The sequence below is a fragment of the Flavobacterium endophyticum genome (assembly GCF_003634455.1).
GTDB classification, from domain to species: domain Bacteria; phylum Bacteroidota; class Bacteroidia; order Flavobacteriales; family Flavobacteriaceae; genus Flavobacterium; species Flavobacterium endophyticum.
In genome coordinates, this window is record NZ_RBLC01000001.1 from 445,046 (window position 1) to 463,200 (window position 18,155).

The following is an 18,155-nucleotide window of genomic DNA, read 5'->3' on the forward strand; positions in this document are numbered from 1 at the left end:
CGATGACGTTTCAAAAAGAAGGTATTCATTTTTTAATAATCGAAGACAATCAGGGCGATTTGGTCCTGATCAAAGATTATATAAAAGAAGAATTCCCTGACCCTGTTTTTTATGAGGCGCGAAATCTCAAAGAAGCCAAAAACTTCCTGAATTCCGCAAAAAAAATAGATATTATTCTTTTGGACCTGGTTCTTCCCGATGCAGAAGGTGAAAAGCTTTTTGACGAAATAATTCCGATATCTAGAAATATCCCGATTATCATATTGACTGGTTTTTCAGATAAAGAATTCGGCATTAAGTCGCTTTCCTACGGAGTCTCAGACTATCTTCAAAAAGAATATCTCAATGCACCGTTGCTATTCAAGAGCGTGCTTTACAATATCGAACGCAAAAAAATTGCGCAAAAGCTCAGCGATTCTGAAAAGAAATACAAAGACATCTTCCAGCATAGTCCGCTTCCAAAAGCAGTCTACGACATCGAAACATTAGATTTTCTGGATGCCAACGATGCTGCCTTGAGAAAATACGGTTACACCAAAGAGGAATTCCTAAGTCTAAAAGCCTATGCCGTTGTCGCCAAGAAAGATTCTGAAAAAGCTTTCAATTTGGTTAAAGAAATAAGAGAAGGCAGCAAATTCATGGAAACCTCCTTCAAGCACATCAAGAAGGATGGAGAGATGATCGATGTCATCACTCAAAGTAATGAGATCAATTTCAACGGAAGAAGAGCCAGACTTGTGTTAGTTACAGATGTCACGGAAAAATTAAAGTCCGAAAAAGAGAATGAACTGACAGAACAGCGCTTTCGGGCATTAGTTCAAGACGGATCCGAACTTATCGCTATTCTCGATACGGACGGAGTTTTTACCTACATAAGCCCGAATGTCGAAACAAACTACGGACTGAATCCTAACGACTATATCGGCATTAATGCTTTCGAACGACTTCATCCGGATGAAATGGAATTTTTCCAGCAAGAGTTTTCCCGTCTGAAAACAGAAAAGCGCGTCGCAACACGGCCCTTCCGATATATAGAAATCGACGGTAAATGGCGGTGGCTCGAAGCTAATATCGTCGACATGACCGACAATGCCGCCGTCAACGGAATCGTTCTCAATGCCCGCGATGTTACCGAAAGAATCGAAAATGAGCTAAAAATAAAGGAGAGCAACCTTCGCTACGAAGCCATTGCCAAGGCTACTAGTGATGCTATTTATGAATTTGATACCGTTTCCAAAAAAATCTATATTACAGGATCGAATTACAAAAAGTTATTTGGATTTAATTTTGTAGACCAGCAGTATCTCGATCTGGATTTCTGGGTCTCGCGACTGCATCCCGACGAAAGAGAAGAAGTAAGAGCCAAAATAGCAGCTATCAAGGAAGACGCCTCAGGATCACATTATGAAATTGAGTACCGATTCAGAAAACAAGATGATACCTATGCTCATGTTCTTGATCGTTTTGACCTTATATGGGAAGACGGCAAGCAGATTAAAAAAATAGGAGCGCTTCAAGACATCACGACTCGAAAATTTCAAGAGACCATACTTGCTTTTGAAAAAGATACATATAAGCTCAATGCAGAGCCTAATAAGTCGCTGAAAGAAGTTTTGGAAAAAGTAATCCAAAATATCGAAATTCTCATACCAGGAGCCATATGTTCCATCATTGAGATTAAAAACCATAAGATAAAACACTTTGTAGGCAATTCGCTTCCAAAAGGATATATCGAGTCTGTAAGTGAATTCGATATGAAAAAAAGTATTTTCAAAAATGAGAATATTTTTATTTATGATATCGAAAAAGAGCCGCTCTGCAAAAATTTTGCTCCCGCTGCAACTGCCCATGGCTTAAAATCTTGCTGGTCAATTCCGATTAAGAAGACAGACGGTACCAATCTGGCCAATTTCGTAACGTATTACAAAACCAACAGAGAACCGAATCAAAACGAAATTTATCTTCTTGACAGGATAGCAAACCTAGTAGGCGTGCTGATAGAAAACAGAAGAGCTGGCGAAGAGCTAAAACAGGCGATAGACCGCTATGATATTGTTGCTAAAGCAACCAGCGATACTATTTGGGACTGGAAAATTCAAGAAGATGATTTCCAATGGAATAAAGGAATTCGCAGTGTTTTTGGGTATAGAAAAGACGAAGTCGGTGATACCTCAAAATGGTGGTTCGACCGAATCCATCCCGAAGACAGCCTCAGGGTATCCGTGAAACTTTATAATTTTCTAGAGAAAAAAGTTGAAAAATGGCAAGACGAATACCGTTTCAAATGCTCAGACGGCACTTATAAATACGTCTTCGATCGAGGATTCCTTATAAAAGACAACGATGGAAAACCGATTCGGATGATCGGTTCCATGCAGGATGTCACCAAACAGAAAGAAGAAGAACAGCGCCTAAAACTTCTTGAAACCGTAATCACCCAAGCCAAAGATGCCGTAATAATCACGGAAAACGATACTTCGGAAACTCCGATACCGAAAATCATCTTTGCAAACCAGGCATTCACAGAAATGTCAGGATACAAGGCATCTGAAGTTATTGGAAAATCGCCGTTGATATTTAGAGGGAAAAACTCTGATGAATCGGAGTTTAAAAAACTCATCAATGCAATCAAGAATGAAGAGGAAACTCAGGTAGAAACTATCAGTTACAGAAAAAATAATGAAGAATATTGGGTCAGTTTTTCAATGATCCCAATCGCAAATAAGGAAGGCCAGCTTTCGCACTGGATTTCAATACAAAGAGACATAACTTTACAGAAAAAGCAAGAAAAAGAGCGCGAGCAACTAATCCGCGAATTGACGCAAAACAACAAAGATTTAAAGCAGTTTTCTTATATCACGTCGCATAATCTTAGGGCGCCGCTGTCAAATCTGACTGGGCTTCTTAACCTGATAGAAGACATTCCGATTGAAAATGACGACTTAAAGCTCATACTGAATGGCTTTACAAAATCAACGCATCTTCTCAACGAGACCATAAACGATTTGGTTAAGGTTGTCATTATCAAGGACAATCCTTCCATCCAAAAAGAAGAAGTTTTGTTCAGCGAGGTCTTTGAAAGTGTTTTTGACCAGCTAAGCTATCTTATAAATCTGCATCAGCCGATCTTAAAAATCAATCTCGAAAAAGATTCGCTTTCCTTTATAAACAAAGCTTATCTGGAGAGCATTATGCTGAACTTGCTCACGAATGCCATAAAATATAGAAATCCAGCAAAAAAATTAAAAATAACTATAGCGACAAAGGAGAAACATGATAAGACAATTCTTACCTTTGAAGACAATGGAATAGGAATCGATATTGAGAGAAACAAAGACAAGATATTTGGCCTCTATCAAAGATTTCACAACTATCCGGACAGTAAAGGACTCGGATTGTATCTCGTCAAATCTCAGGTAGAAACAATGGGCGGAACAATAGAGGTCCAAAGCCAAGTGAATAAAGGAACTAAATTTACATTAACATTCAAAAAAGAATAAAATGCTACATAAAATCTTATGTGTGGATGATGATCCAATTACTTTAATGCTCTACAAGATGGTAATTGCCAAGGCATCTTTTACAGAAGAAATAATTACTGCAAAAAACGGACAAGAAGCCTTGGATTATTATAACAACTTAAGAGCGGAAGGCGAATCACAATCTCCAGAACTTATTTTCCTAGATTTGAACATGCCTGTCATGGGAGGATGGGAATTTCTGGACAATTTCACCAAATCCGAATATCAAGAATTCAATGCCAAGACAAAAGTAATCGTGCTTTCGTCTACTATCGATCCGACTGACATTGAAAAATCGAAGACGTATTCGATTGTGATTGATTTCTTGTCAAAGCCCATCACTAAAGAAATGCTGGAAGACCTAAAAGATAGATTATAAAAAAAGCTCTCAATCGAGAGCTTTTTTATTTGAATCAGTGAAATGGGCTAATTATTGATTTTTATTTTTATCAACTGTCCTCCTATCAGCTCGCCATTTTCTGAATATTGTTCCACTAAAAACTGGTTTACATTTCGCCTAAACAATGGTTGCTTATCATTTTTTCTTGGATTTCTTTTCTGCTCGGCAAGGTTAAATATGATTGATACTATTTCGCCTCTGTCCATCTTTACACCCTTTATTTCTACGCCATTTTCTGCAACTACATACTCTCTTTCTGTAGGCTCAAGACCTTTAGTGCCACGTATGTCTTCAACATTTTTCAAGAAGGTACTTCTTTTATCGATTCCCACTTTGGTATTTCCAAAAGTCTTGCCTTGATAAGGTTTTATTTTGATTGTATATTTCTGGGCCGTTCTTCCATAATTTGCTAGAAGTACAGAATTTTTATGACTGGCTCCATCAGCATCGGTAACCGACACATTCTTCCATACAATATTATTGTTATTTTTCACATTGTTTAAAAGATTAGAGGTTTCGGCAACAGCCATCCCAAAAGGAGCTGTTGTAGCAGTTTCTATTCTAGACAAAAGACAGAAGTGGTTTTGATCGGCTCCGAAAGCAGAGTATTCGCTTGGATCAGGTGCCGTCCATGGAAATTCTAAAATCACGAATCCATTTCCAGCTACCGCTCCGGTAGGCTTGCTCCCTATTGAATTACCCATTAATGCAGGCGATGTTACGCTGCCGTCCCAAGGAGAAGGCCATGCTAATCCTGAAGAGGCTTTTGCCCAATATAACTTCACATTTGCAGCAGTAGACGGCGAGCATCCTTTATTTCTCACTCGTACATATACATAGTTTATCTGCTCTCCTATTGGGTTTTGATGCTCTTGATTCGTAAGTCCGTCGTTAGTATTTCGTATCCAGATATCATCCGTCAGATAGAATACTGGAGATTCGTTATTCGCTTCATTACCTACGTCTTCATCGGTATCTTTGCTGAATAAATCTGCCGAGGCAGCAGCCGGAGGAGGCAAAGCGCCCAAAGAGGAAGCCAAAGACGCTCTTGTCGTCCAGAATGTCGCATCCATTCTTTCGGACTGTCCATTTGTAAATAGGTACATACAGGCATCATCGGTATAATCCATAAAATTCATAAACATATCACCATTAGGCCCGTTCGAACAAGAAACATGAGGAAAAGACGGACAGCCATAGTTTTCTATTGCTTGAACTGGAGTATCTGTAACAGCATCGTCTGCGGAGCATTCATCTGGATCACCTGTATCATCACCCCAAATATGCCTTAAATTTAGCCAATGTCCTATTTCGTGCGTAGCAGTTCTTCCTAAATTGTAAGGAGCAGCCACTGTCCCAGTCGATCCAAAACAAGTAAAATCCATCACAACACCATCTTCAAGAGGACGAGTAGCCATATCTGCCGGAAAACTAGCATATCCCAATAATGTACCGCTCAGATTGCATACCCAAATGTTCAGGTATCTGTCGCTCGGCCAAGCATCATCACCTCCGGAAGAATTAAATTTTACAGGATTTCTTACGGTTGCAACACTAGAATTTGTATGAGTGAAAGAGGCGGTTGTTGTGCTTTTTCTGATAATACCTGTTGTAGGATTACAATTCGGATCTCTTCTCGCCAAAGCAAACTGGAAATGCGTATCGGAGGCCATCCCTGTAAAGACCGCATGGCCACCTGGAATTTCAGTACTCAATCTTCTATAATCTCTATTCAGCACATCTATCTGGCTTTGGATCTGAGCATCCGAAACATTTTGCGCAGCATTATTATACACTACATGCACAACTACTGGAATGGTCACATTGGTACTTCTAAAATCAAATTTATTGCCTCTCATTTTTCGAGTATATTCTAAAATGAGGCTTTCAAGTTTTTTTTCTTCCCTAGCAAAAACATTGTCCTTGCTGAGTCTTTCTTTATAAAAATCTTCGGTACCACAATCTCTCTTGGTTGTGACAGGCTTTACTGGATCGCATGCCGACAGAATACAAAGCCCCATCAGCGTTGCCATTAAAAACATTTTTTTCATACTACACTATTTTATATTCCCTACTCTATAAGCTTTTCGGTTAACGCTTTTTACATAATTCCTTACCGGTAATGCTTTAAGAAACAGGAAATAATCCTATCTCAACTAGCTGTTACAAAGTTGAAGAATCGGGAAATAGTGAGAAGAAGGCAAAAAGCCCATATTTAAAAGTAAATACCCTGTTTTTTAATGGTGCCAAAACCTGCAGAAAGAAAGGGCGTAAAACAAAAAAATCCCGAATGAACACATCGGGAATGAAGGGTGTAAAATAAAAAAGCCCTCAAGAGAGGGCTTTCAATATAAAGTAGATTCAGTATCTAATTAAAGAGCTGAAACGTGTTTAGTCAATTTAGATTTTAAATTGGAAGCTTTATTATTGTGGATAATATTTTTCTTAGCCAATTTGTCAATCATAGAGATTACACCAGATAATTTTGCAGAAGCATCTGATTTATCTGTAGCTAGACGTAAAGCTTTAATAGCGTTACGAGTAGTTTTGTGTTGGTATCTGTTTAATACTCTTCTCTTTTCGTTGCTTCTGATTCTTTTTAGAGCTGACTTATGATTTGCCATTTTCTTTCCTTTTTTTCTTTAATGTTTTTTTGTAGTCCGTAGGGGAATCGAACCCCTGTTACCAGGATGAAAACCTGGCGTCCTAACCCCTAGACGAACGGACCTTGAATCCTTCTAAGTTAGTTTATTCCAATAAACTTTGAACTTGTAGCCCGTGGGGGAATCGAACCCCCCTTACCAGGATGAAAACCTGGCGTCCTAACCGATAGACGAACGGGCCTTGCTTCTCTAATGCGGATGCAAAAATACAACTATTTTTTATTCGCACAATAGCTACCGTAATTTTTTTTTATTTTTTTTAGTACGCCTTAGCAAAAAGTACTCTTCCGACAGAAGGTTTTCCAGTAAACACACAGCTTCCAGCCTCTTCTACTCTGTCTAAAGCAATACATCTGATGGTTGCTTTAGTCAAGTCTTTTATTTTTTCTTCTGTATCTGGAGTTCCGTCCCAATGTGCTGCTACAAAGCCTCCTTTGTTTTCTAAAACATCTTTGAACTCGTCGAAAGAATTTACTTCTGTGATATGTGTGTTTCTGTAATCCAATGCTTTATTGAATAAATCTTCTTGGATTTTTTCTAATAAATCGCTTACATAGTTTACGATACCGTCTTTCAAGACAACTTCTTTCGACAATGTATCTCGTCTTGCTACCTCAAATGTCCCGTTTTCTAAATCTTTCGGACCGATTGCAACACGAACAGGAACGCCTTTCAATTCCCACTCAGCAAATTTGAAACCTGGCTTTTGAGTAGTCCTGTCGTCAAACTTCACAGAAATTCTTAGCTTTCGGAATTGCGACACCAACGTATGAGCAGCTTCCGTTATCGCGGCAAATTCTTCCTCTGTCTTATATATAGGAACGATAACTACTTGAATCGGAGCTAAATTCGGAGGCAAAACCAATCCGTTATCATCAGAATGCGTCATAACCAAAGCACCCATCAGACGCGTTGAAACACCCCAAGATGTACCCCACACGTGCTCTTGCTTTCCTTCTGCATTTGCGAATTTAACGTCGAAAGCTTTAGCAAAGTTTTGTCCTAAAAAGTGAGAAGTTCCTGCCTGTAGCGCTTTCCCATCCTGCATCAAGGCTTCAATGCAATAGGTTTCTTCTGCTCCAGCAAAACGTTCCGTTTCCGTTTTCAATCCTTTTATAACCGGGATGGCCATAAAATTCTGCACAAAATCAGCATACACATTCATCATTTGTTCTGATTCTGCTATGGCTTCGCTTCGAGTAGCATGAGCGGTATGCCCTTCTTGCCACAAGAATTCAGCAGTTCTCAAAAACAAACGCGTTCTCATTTCCCAGCGGACAACATTGGCCCATTGGTTAATAAGCAATGGCAAGTCTCTATAGGACTGCACCCAGCCTTTATAGGTAGACCAAATGATTGCTTCACTGGTCGGACGAACAATCAGTTCTTCTTCCAGCTTGGCATTAGGATCTACCATCAATTTTCCAGGCTTGTCTGGGTCATTTTTTAATCTATAATGAGTGACGATCGCACATTCTTTAGCAAAACCTTCGGCATTTTTTTCTTCGGCCTCAAACATGCTCTTGGGCACAAACAATGGGAAATAGGCGTTCTGATGTCCAGTCTCTTTGAACATCCTGTCTAATTCTGCCTGCATCTTTTCCCAGATTGCATAACCGTATGGTTTGATGACCATACAGCCTCTAACCCCAGAATTTTCGGCTAAATCTGCTTTTACTACCAGCTCATTATACCACTTGGAATAATCTTCTGATCTTTTTGTAAGGTTCTTACTCATATTGAATAGTTTGGCACAAATATTGTTTAACTTTATTTAACTATATAATTCAGCAAAACTAACTATTTTTGTATTGTCCAACAATAAAATTGCTCTAGATATGAAAACTTATTATTTTTCTCAAAAATCAGCCTCCATTTATTCATTGATTGGACTGCTGACAATTCTGATGACTTCTTGCGGGTCTTATCAGAATTCATCTTATTATGATTCCGACGGAGTGTATAACAACAACGAAAGAAGATCAAACAACAATACTGCCAGCAACGAGCAAAGCAGCAATGGATATCAGGAATATTTCAGGTCTTTGCAAGACGATCCTCAAGTTTTCACAGAACCAGACAACTATCAATCTCCTTCTTATAACGGCCAAGTAAACGATTCTACTTATGTAGCCACAACAGGATATCCTGCTTGGGGCAGTAGCTCAGAAAACGTGACCGTAAATATCTATGATAACAGCTGGGGCTGGAACAACTGGTATGGACCAGGCTGGGGCTGGGGTCTTGGATGGGGCGGTTGGTATGGCGGCTGGGGATGGAATAGTTGGTATGGTCCAAGCTGGGGACTTGGCTGGGGCTGGGGAGGCTGGTACGGAGGTCCGTATTATGGAGGCTGGAACCACTGGCACAACCACGGATACTACAACAACTACGCGTATTCTAACGGCAGAAGAAGCAATTACGCTAACAGCAGCTTCGGAAGAAACAACTATTACAGAGGAAATGCAGCTAGAAGTAGTAGAAGCAACAGCGCTTACAATACTTCTTCAAGAAGAACTGATGCAAATTATTCGACTAGAAATTCTACAAGATACAACACGAATACGAGCACGCGTAACAGCAATGCAACCACAAGAGATTATAACACGACAAGAAACAGCTATAATACTACAAGAAATAGCGGCAGCAACAATTACAGCACTCCGACTCGAAGCAACAACTCTACGAGAAGTCAAAATGTAGCACCATCAAGATCGTACAGCAGCCCAAGCTCAAGTGGCGGCGGAAGATCGTCAGGAGGAGGTTCCTATGGCGGCGGCGGAAGATCTGGCGGCGGTGGCGGCGGACGAAGAGGATAACTACAAAATTTAATGATGCAAAATGCCTATGTCTAGACGTAAAAGTTATAGCATAGGTATTTTTTTGAACCCCTAAGAAAAAATTAATCCTATGAAAAAGTACTTTTTATTTATGATCACGGGACTTGCTTTAAGTTCTGCTCAGGCTCAAGAAGTTTCTGATGCCATGAGGTATGCTCAAGATAATCTGACAGGAACTGCTCGCTTTAGAGGAATGAGTGGCGCCTTTGGAGCTCTTGGTGGCGATTTTTCATCTATCGGTGTCAATCCTGCCGGAGGTGCCGTATTCACGACCAACCAAATTGCAATCACGCTCAGCAATTACAGCACAAGCAACAAATCGAACTATTTTGGAACCACTACAAAAGAAAACGATAATACTTTCGACCTGAATCAAATAGGCGCCATTTGGGTTTTTCAAAACGAAAATACATCAAGCAATTGGAAAAAATTTACTGTTGCAGCCAATTATGAAAACCAATCTAATTTCGATAACCAGTTCCATGCGGCAGGCTACAACCCGACAAATTCGGTATCGCAATATTTTTTAAGCCATGCTAATGGAATTCCGTTAGCTGATATTACAGGCCAGCCTTTTGGAGCAATGACCTACAGACAGCAACAAGCTTTCTTTGGTTATGATGGCTATCTAATCAATCCGGCCGCTAACACTGGAAACAACACGGCTTACACCTCGAATACTCCTGCAGGCGGCAATTATTTTCAAGAAAATTTCATTGAAACTACAGGCTATAACGGAAAGCTTTCCTTCAATGGGGGCGTGCAATATATGGACCGCTTTTATTTCGGACTTAGCTTGAATTCGCATTTTACAGATTATACACGCGTGAGCAATTTCTATGAAGATTATTTGGACACACCAGATAATAATCCAAATTCTGGACCTCAGGCGTTACGTTTCCGCAATGAATTGTACACCTATGGAAACGGCTTTTCTTTTCAAGTCGGAGCAATTGCAAAAGTCACATCGGAACTCCGAATCGGACTTGCTTATGAATCGCCAACATGGTTCCGTCTGAACGAAGAATTATATCAAAATTTAGTTGTGGATTGTCCAGACTGCGGAACAGGAAATCCCGTAATTGTTGACCCGAATCTTACGATTATCTATCCGTCATACAGATTACAGACTCCTGGGAAATATACAGGAAGTTTAGCTTATGTTTTCGGACAATACGGACTAATTAGCATTGATTATGCCATGAAAGATTACAGCAATACCCGATTCAAGCCAAGCAGCGACTTCCGTGGAACCAATGCACAGCTCGAATCATTATTAGATGTAACTTCAGAAGTGCGTGTTGGTGCTGAAGCCCGAGCCAAACAATGGAGTTTTAGAGGCGGATATCGCTTTGAACAAAGCCCTTATAAAAACGGAAAAACAGTTGGTGACCTTCAAGGGTTTTCTGCAGGGCTTGGTTATAATTTTGGAGGAACTAGATTAGATGCCGCTTATTCTTACTCTAAAAGAGATATGCAACAGACCTTTTTCTCGCAAGGGCTTATTGACCCTACAACAGTCAAATCGGTCAATAATAACGTAACGCTTACTTTGCTATTTGATCTATAAATCAATTTTACTTGATAAAAAAAGCATCCTTTGTGGGATGCTTTTTTTTTGGATTAAAACTCATAATCTTTCTTATAAAATTTCTTTTCTTGCAGAAATTCTAGCCTATTCCCTTCTGTCCTGAATTTGGTACGAATAGACCTTCTCCCTTTTTCGATATCAGACACAAAACTAAAAAAATGCAAGTGCGGCCCTGAAGACCATCCAACATTGCCACTGAGCGCAATTTTATCGCCCCGCTTGATAATATCGCCTTTCTTGACAAAAGAGCCATTGGTATCTATATGCGTATATTCGGCTAAAGTGCCATCTTCGTGATAGACGACGATATAATTATTAAACTCAGCACAGTCTTTTTTCATACAATTTTCCGTATTGCTATCTTGCACATCAACTACAATTGCGTCTCTAACGGCCGTGATTTCAGTACCAATCGGCATGATAAAGTCAAGCGCAAATTCGCCTTGGTGCGAAATCTTTCCGTTGTAGCCTTGCCCTATCATATATTCTTCACCCTGCTTGTACGGCAGACTATACGGAAAATCAATATCATATTTCTTAAGGTTGATATCGCCTAACAGAAAAGAGTTCTGGTATTTAAAATTGAATTCTTTTTTCAAATCAACCACAGATATTTCGGCAATTACGAATCTTTTAGTCCTTGCCGGAACCAGCACATAAGGCGCTTTAAGGCTACTTCTCATGTTTACTAATTCGGCACGCATCAAGACCGATACTGGACAAAATTCGTTATTGTCTGCAAATACGACTGTTTTTCCTTCTATAAATTCCCTATAAACCTTAACATCGCGCTGTTGCGAAAAAAGCATCAGAGGAGCGAGCAATAAAAAAAGGGCAATGATTTTCTTCATAACTACTATCATAAAACGTAAGGGTTGCAATATATCAAAAGTAATGTCGATATAAAAACGGCTTTCCTTCAAATCTATTTTACGCTTCATAAAATTTACCAAACGATGATGCTACTATTCATAAAAAGCTTAATTTTGCACTCCAATTTACAATTCTATGAGAACCAAGACGTTAAAGAAAAACAAGATTAATGTAATCACTTTAGGATGTTCTAAAAACGTGTATGACAGTGAAGTGCTAATGGGACAATTGCGTGCCAGCGGCAAAGATGTTGAGCATGAGGCACCAGCTGAAAGAGAAGGAAACATTATCGTGATCAACACTTGCGGTTTTATTGATAATGCGAAGGAAGAATCTGTAAATATGATCCTGAATTATGTCGATAAAAAAGAGCAAGGTTTAGTAGACAAAGTATTCGTAACCGGATGTTTATCTGAAAGATACAAGCCAGACTTAATCAAGGAAATTCCTAACGTAGATCAATATTTCGGAACAACAGAATTGCCTGGATTATTGAAAGCGCTTGGCGCCGATTACCGACATGAATTGCTTGGCGAGCGTTTGACAACCACTCCAAAAAATTATGCTTACCTTAAAATAGCCGAAGGATGTGACCGTCCTTGTAGTTTTTGTGCGATTCCATTAATGCGCGGCAAGCACGTTTCTCAGCCAATAGAAAAATTGGTAAACGAGGCAAAAGGATTGGCCAAGAACGGCGTAAAAGAACTTATATTAATCGCACAAGACCTGACGTATTACGGACTCGACTTATACAAAAAAAGAAATCTGGCCGAATTGCTAGAAAATCTAGCCGCAGTAGAAGGCATTGAATGGATCCGTCTGCATTATGCTTTCCCTACAGGATTTCCGATGGATGTGCTGGAACTGATGAAACGCGAACCTAAAATCTGCAACTATCTTGATATTCCGTTACAGCACATTTCTGACAAGATCTTAAAATCGATGCGTCGCGGAACAACACAAGCTAAGACAACAAAACTTATCAACGACTTCCGTGAAGCTGTTCCAGGAATGACTATCAGGACAACTTTGATTGTCGGTTATCCAGGTGAAACCGAAGAAGATTTCCAAATCCTAAAAAATTGGGTGGAAGAAATGCGTTTTGAAAGATTAGGCTGTTTTGCCTATTCACATGAAGAAAATACGCATGCTTACTTGCTTGAGGATGATGTTCCTGCTGAAGTGAAACAGCAGCGCGCTAACGAAATCATGGAAATACAGTCACAAATTTCATGGGAATTGAACCAAGAAAAAATCGGGCAGACTTTCCGTTGTATTATAGACCGAAAAGAAGGAGCTCACTTTATTGGCAGAACGGAATTTGACAGCCCTGATGTCGATAATGAAGTCTTAATCGACGCTTCAAAAGCATACTTAAAAACAGGCGAATTTGTAGATGTTAAGATTACAGATGCAGCCGAATTTGATTTATACGGCGAGGCTATTCTATAAAAAAAGCTGCCTCCCAAAATAAAAAAAGCCTTGACTCGGTCAAGGCTTTTTTATGTTACCACAATTTCAAAAAATAGGCTTGATAGGGATAGCGTTCGTAAATTGCGTTATCTTCATTGATAGTAAATCCATTCTTATAATCTGCAATAGCCTTGCGTAGCAATACATCGGCTTCCTTGCTCCTTCCTAGCTTGTGCAGGCACAAAAACTTGTAATATTCTGCATCTGAAAATTCTGGATAGGTTTGAAGCGCCTTATCAAATTCCGTCACTGCAGCCTCAAACTTCCCCAATTCATATTTCGCGATTCCTAAATAAAATACATCTAAAAAATGTGCTTCCACTCCACCTCTAGCCTGAAGCGCCTCTCGATCGATTTCCAATATCTTTTCTGCTTCACTGAATTTTCCCAACTGCAAACAACAAAGCGCAATGTAGAAATCATAGGTATGATCCATCACGTACGAATTGCCGCTAATTGCTTTGGCAGCCTCAAAATCTTTGATTGCTTCTGTATAATTCTTGGAAAAAATACATTTCATAAAAGCCCTATAATCCATATATTGCTTCGGATCTAAATGCACAGCTTTGTCGAGTATCGGCATTGCTATTTCATATTTGCCTTGTTTGAAAAGCGGCATTGCTTTTTGTTGCCAAGCATAAGCCGAACGTGGATGATCTTTCAATATGGCGTCGAGAGCTAATTGATAATCTTGCGAAAACAGGAATAATTTACTTGCTTCTGAAATGCGTTTTTCTACTATTTCTTTTTCAGTCTGTCCTTTAACATTAAAGCCGATTAGAAAGACAAGAATTGCAATTATTATTTTCATTGACAAAAATTTAATCATTGTCTTACAAATGTATCATTATTACGGAAAGACTTTGTTAATGGAAGCTACTTCTTGGTTAATGGCTTGTTAACTCCATACAAATGCCATCTTCTATATAGTATGCCTATATTCTAAGATATCGGCTGGTTGGCAATCCAATGCCTTGCAAATTGCCTCCAAGGTGCTAAACCGAACGGCTTTTGCTTTTCCTGTTTTTAAGATGGAAAGGTTAGACAATGTTATATCAACCTTTTCTGAAAGCTCATTTAACGACATCTTGCGCCTTGCCATCATTACGTCTAAGTTTACTATTATGGGCATGGGCTATATGGTTAAATCATTTTCGGACTGGATTTCTATACCTCTTTTGAAAATCTGCGCTATTATTAGAAGAATAATGCCCATGAATATCCATACATCTTCGCCACCTAAACGCAAATACAGTATATCAGGCATTTCTACACCTTGCTTGACCAACCATTCACTATAGTTAACTCCGCAATGCGAAAATAAACCTACTCCTAAAGCCAAGTAAGATAATCCTGAAATAAAGCGTTGCATCTCTTTATTAAAAGGTTGCGATATGCTTAGTTTTTTATTGTGTAAAATCCTTATAATCAGATAAAACATGATCGCTCGCATTACTGACACAATAATCATCACTGATATCATTATGACAAAATATCCAGGATCATATTTATAAAGACTTGACAGGTCAATTTCTTTCCAAAAAAATCCAGCTTCGGGTTTCAGTGCAAATGTAAAAATAGCATTGAAAATAAAACCACCTGCTTCAATACCGACACCAATAAATAATAGCCAGCAAATGATGTACAATACCTTAAGCATCTCTTTACTACCAATTTTAATTTCCATAATTGTTCGATTTTAAATTTCTAAGGGACAAATATATTTATTTTTATTGAAAAACAATAAATATATAATGAAAAATAAAAATTATTTCTTGATTACAGGTTAAATTATATTGATAAAAGGCATATTATATGAATAAAAACAAGTGTAATTTTATTCCGTATGTCCGATTTTCAAAGGGTATTGCTTAACTTTATAGAAAAAAGATAATGAAAACAGATTGGATTATTATCGGCATAGTAGTTCTGTTCGCAGGTGTTTTGATCATTCTCTTGGTTAAGCGAAATCTGAAAGACAAAAAAGAAATCGAAAAATATCTTAACGAAGATCATAAAGCAAACCCAAAAGAAGAATCTGAGATGAACGACAACCGCTAAACAGCACAACATGATGTTAAAAAACAGCACATTTTTATTATTAGCCCAAAAATGAGTAAGTTTGGGTCTTGAAATTTTCAACTTATGAAGACTAAATTATTTTTTATCGCGGCAATAGTATTCATGCTCCTACCTGACACAGCTTCTGCTCAATATTACGGTAGCAGTACCGGTGGTGTTGATAGGTCTATCGGCAGAGAAGTAAGAGGAAACGGTCCTAGAAACAAGAATAAAAAAGCAACTAACGATTTTGGAGAGGTTTGGGCTAAGTACTTAGGCCAAGAACTAAACTTGGACGGACTGCAATACGCGGGAGTAAAGTCTATCATGAATGAGAATAGAGAAAGTCTTGAACAAATTTCAAAAGACGAAACACTGCACCCGCAAGAAAAAAAGAACAAAATGCTCGAGATCATGAATAAAATTGATATTCAGATCTTAAAGTTTCTTTCTAAAGAACAGGGAGAAAAATATACCAAACTTAAAGAAGAGCGGGAAAGAAGAGCGATGACGCAATAAAAGCATCAAAGTACTAACAGGCCTTGCTCTCGCAAAGAATTCACTGGCCTGCTCTGCCAAAACAATTCAAAATCGTCTAATCCTGCATTTTCATAATCTGTCTTCATTTCTTGGTAAGTATAGATTTTTGAATTAGAAACAGCTATCTTAGCGAGCATATCAGCTAGCCAAATTCCTTGTTCCTTGCTTGCCGTAATACTGAAAGCTTCTTTTTTGGTATGAAAATCCAACGAAGCCATTTCCCAAGAATTTCCTTTTTTAGACTTGTTATAGGTTGAAATAGAAGGCTTGCTACCTATCCAGACTATTTTTGCCGAAGGTTTTACCAACGAATCTTCTTCTTCATGTATTGCATTATAAATGTAATCGCTTGGTATTTTGGTACGCGGTACTTTGAATTCAAACCAATTCTGAAGCGGAAAGTCAAAACAGATTCCATGCATATAGTTAAAAAGCGATTTTTTTAGTCCGAAACTGAACGCATCATGGTCGGTTCCAGTTTTGTCAATATGAATGATATCGTTATTTGCAAAAGCTCCAACGACTTCCGTTTCTTTCAAGACTCCAAATTTTTCAGGATACATCCCCACCGGACTATGTGCCGTCATGGCAAATTGATGCCAAAAACCGGACTGCAGAATTCCGATTTCGAATAACTGACGTACCATTTCTAACGAATCAATAGTCTCCTGAGCTGTTTGGGTCGGAAAACCGTACATCAAATAAGCATGCACCATAATTCCTGCTTCAGTAAAATTCCTCGTCACGCGAGCTACCTGTGCCACAGTCACGCCTTTTTGGATGAGTTCCAACAGCCTGTCAGATGCGACTTCCAATCCTCCAGAGATTGCAATACAGCCGGAGGCCTTAAGCAACAGGCATAAATCTCGGGTAAAACTTTTTTCAAAACGAATATTTGTCCACCAAGTAACCGTCAGTTTTCTTCGGAGAATCTCCAACGCCAAAGCCCTCATTAATGCAGGAGGTGCCGCTTCATCAACAAAATGGAAACCGTTTTGTCCCGTTTGTGCAATCAGTTCCTCCATTCTATCGCAGAGTAACTTGGCGGCAACCGGCTCGTATATTTTTATATAGTCTAATGAAATATCACAGAAGGTACATTTTCCCCAATAGCAGCCATGGGCCATAGTAAGTTTGTTCCATCTTCCGTCGCTCCACATTCTATGCATCGGATTGACGATTTCTATGACAGAAATATAGTGGTCCAGAAGCAGGTCGGAATAGTCCGGCGTTCCTACTTCGGACTGTTTATAGTCTTTTTTAGGAGAATTATTTTTATAGACAACCTTTCCGTTCTCTAAAAGAAAAGTTCGCTTATAGGAATCATATTCTGAATTCTGCATGCTCAAGATCAGCTCTTCAAGCGGCACTTCACCGTCATCCAATGTAATAAAATCAAAGAACTCCATCACTCTGACATCCGCCAGTGAACGCAGTTCCGTATTTGGAAAGCCGCCTCCCATCGCAATCTTTGTCTCGGAAAAATGCTTTTTAATAAATTGGGCACTTTTAAAAGCACTGTATAAATTACCTGGAAAAGGAACTGAAAAGCAAACCAATTGCGGTTGCAGCTTTTTCATTTTCTTATCTAGATTTTCAAGCAATAGCCTATCTATATAAGTCGGCTCTTTTTGCAACATTTCGTAAAGCGAATCAAAAGAATTGGCAGAACGTCCCATTCTTTCTGCATAGCGACTGAATCCGAAATTTTCATCGACACACTCGATAATCAGGTCTGAAATATCTTCAAGATATAAAGTCGCCAAATGCTTGGCTTTATCTTGCGTCCCCATTGTTCCAAATGCCCAATCCAATTCTTCCAATTGTGAAAACCGTGAGGCTTCCGGCAGAAAATCTTCTTGACAAATCAGATGAGAAAGCGTAGGATTTTTGCCTTGCAGAAACAGCATGACCGAATCAATCGTTTTGATATACTCTTCTTGAAGTGCAAGAATCCTCTTTGCATTTTCTGATTTTTCTTTCGCTTTTTCGGCTTCAATAAACAAATCAGTTAATCCTTGCTTTGAAAATAATTCCAATATGATTTCAATCCCAAGGTCAGCTTGAAAGGATGAAATGTTTTTCGTGTTCAAAAATCCTTTTATATAAGCCGTAGCCGGATAGGGAGTATTCAGCTGGGTAAAAGGTGGCGTGATTAGAAAAACGGTAGGATTCAAAACATACAAATTGAAT

Annotated in this window: 15 protein-coding genes and 2 tRNA genes; 7 read left to right on the top strand and 10 right to left on the bottom strand. The window is 38.9% G+C overall.

What is annotated here, in order from left to right:
- Window positions 1–2: 2 nt before the first annotated feature.
- Together CLV94_RS02205 and CLV94_RS02210 are read left to right on the top strand one after the other, a co-directional pair.
- Window positions 3–3,500 (top strand): PAS domain S-box protein, encoded by a 3,498-nt coding sequence (locus CLV94_RS02205; RefSeq protein WP_121374829.1) that lies wholly within the window; start codon window positions 3–5, stop codon window positions 3,498–3,500.
- Between the two features lies 1 nt (window position 3,501).
- The gene (locus tag CLV94_RS02210; protein WP_121374830.1) at window positions 3,502–3,900 is read left to right on the top strand and encodes a response regulator; all 399 of its coding nucleotides are present in this window, start codon (window positions 3,502–3,504) and stop codon (window positions 3,898–3,900) included.
- Between the two features lie 47 nt (window positions 3,901–3,947).
- Here CLV94_RS02210 and CLV94_RS02215 read toward each other — a convergent pair whose 3' ends face one another.
- The 5 genes from CLV94_RS02215 to proS form a co-directional block, all read right to left on the bottom strand.
- The gene (locus tag CLV94_RS02215) at window positions 3,948–5,972 is read right to left on the bottom strand and encodes a zinc metalloprotease (protein ID WP_211331173.1); all 2,025 of its coding nucleotides are present in this window, start codon (window positions 5,970–5,972) and stop codon (window positions 3,948–3,950) included.
- A gap of 321 nt (window positions 5,973–6,293) precedes the next feature.
- Complete coding sequence (gene rpsT / locus CLV94_RS02220) at window positions 6,294–6,545, bottom strand: 30S ribosomal protein S20 (protein ID WP_121374831.1); 252 nt, start codon at window positions 6,543–6,545, stop codon at window positions 6,294–6,296.
- Window positions 6,546–6,577: 32 nt separating this feature from the next.
- A tRNA-Glu gene (locus CLV94_RS02225) sits at window positions 6,578–6,649 on the bottom strand.
- 44 nt (window positions 6,650–6,693) lie between these two features.
- Window positions 6,694–6,765 (bottom strand) — tRNA-Glu (locus tag CLV94_RS02230).
- Window positions 6,766–6,843: 78 nt separating this feature from the next.
- The gene (proS, locus tag CLV94_RS02235; RefSeq protein WP_121374832.1) at window positions 6,844–8,322 is read right to left on the bottom strand and encodes a proline--tRNA ligase; all 1,479 of its coding nucleotides are present in this window, start codon (window positions 8,320–8,322) and stop codon (window positions 6,844–6,846) included.
- Between the two features lie 100 nt (window positions 8,323–8,422).
- Here proS and CLV94_RS02240 point away from each other — a divergent pair, with 100 nt between their 5' ends.
- The gene (locus CLV94_RS02240) at window positions 8,423–9,403 is read left to right on the top strand and encodes a hypothetical protein (protein WP_121374833.1); all 981 of its coding nucleotides are present in this window, start codon (window positions 8,423–8,425) and stop codon (window positions 9,401–9,403) included.
- A gap of 91 nt (window positions 9,404–9,494) precedes the next feature.
- Window positions 9,495–10,994 (top strand): OmpP1/FadL family transporter, encoded by a 1,500-nt coding sequence (locus CLV94_RS02245; RefSeq protein ID WP_121374834.1) that lies wholly within the window; start codon window positions 9,495–9,497, stop codon window positions 10,992–10,994.
- 53 nt (window positions 10,995–11,047) lie between these two features.
- Here the strand turns inward: CLV94_RS02245 and CLV94_RS02250 are convergent, their stop codons facing one another.
- A complete protein-coding gene (locus CLV94_RS02250) occupies window positions 11,048–11,956 on the bottom strand; it encodes a M23 family metallopeptidase (RefSeq protein ID WP_121374835.1) in 909 nt (302 codons plus the stop codon).
- A 67-nt stretch (window positions 11,957–12,023) separates the two neighbouring features.
- On the opposite strand from CLV94_RS02250, the gene rimO reads away from it, so the two are divergent.
- Window positions 12,024–13,340 carry a 30S ribosomal protein S12 methylthiotransferase RimO gene (gene rimO / locus CLV94_RS02255; RefSeq protein ID WP_121374836.1) on the top strand — a complete coding sequence of 439 codons (1,317 nt, stop codon included), beginning with the start codon at window positions 12,024–12,026 and terminating at the stop codon, window positions 13,338–13,340.
- Window positions 13,341–13,395: 55 nt separating this feature from the next.
- On the opposite strand, the gene CLV94_RS02260 is transcribed toward rimO, so the two are convergent.
- The 3 genes from CLV94_RS02260 to CLV94_RS02270 form a co-directional block, all read right to left on the bottom strand.
- Complete coding sequence (locus tag CLV94_RS02260) at window positions 13,396–14,172, bottom strand: tetratricopeptide repeat protein (protein ID WP_121374837.1); 777 nt, start codon at window positions 14,170–14,172, stop codon at window positions 13,396–13,398.
- A gap of 111 nt (window positions 14,173–14,283) precedes the next feature.
- Complete coding sequence (locus CLV94_RS02265; protein WP_121374838.1) at window positions 14,284–14,493, bottom strand: helix-turn-helix domain-containing protein; 210 nt, start codon at window positions 14,491–14,493, stop codon at window positions 14,284–14,286.
- A gap of 3 nt (window positions 14,494–14,496) precedes the next feature.
- Window positions 14,497–15,048, bottom strand: a complete 552-nt coding sequence (locus CLV94_RS02270) for a DUF2975 domain-containing protein (RefSeq protein ID WP_121374839.1) — start codon at window positions 15,046–15,048, stop codon at window positions 14,497–14,499.
- Window positions 15,049–15,254: 206 nt separating this feature from the next.
- Here CLV94_RS02270 and CLV94_RS16985 point away from each other — a divergent pair, with 206 nt between their 5' ends.
- On the top strand, window positions 15,255–15,422 hold the full coding sequence (locus CLV94_RS16985) for a hypothetical protein (RefSeq protein WP_170148730.1): 168 nt from the start codon (window positions 15,255–15,257) through the stop codon (window positions 15,420–15,422).
- Window positions 15,423–15,506: 84 nt separating this feature from the next.
- The gene (locus CLV94_RS02275; protein WP_121374840.1) at window positions 15,507–15,941 is read left to right on the top strand and encodes a hypothetical protein; all 435 of its coding nucleotides are present in this window, start codon (window positions 15,507–15,509) and stop codon (window positions 15,939–15,941) included.
- Between the two features lie 5 nt (window positions 15,942–15,946).
- On the opposite strand, the gene CLV94_RS02280 is transcribed toward CLV94_RS02275, so the two are convergent.
- A complete protein-coding gene (locus CLV94_RS02280) occupies window positions 15,947–18,139 on the bottom strand; it encodes a B12-binding domain-containing radical SAM protein (protein ID WP_121376205.1) in 2,193 nt (730 codons plus the stop codon).
- Between the last annotated feature and the right edge of the window lie 16 nt (window positions 18,140–18,155).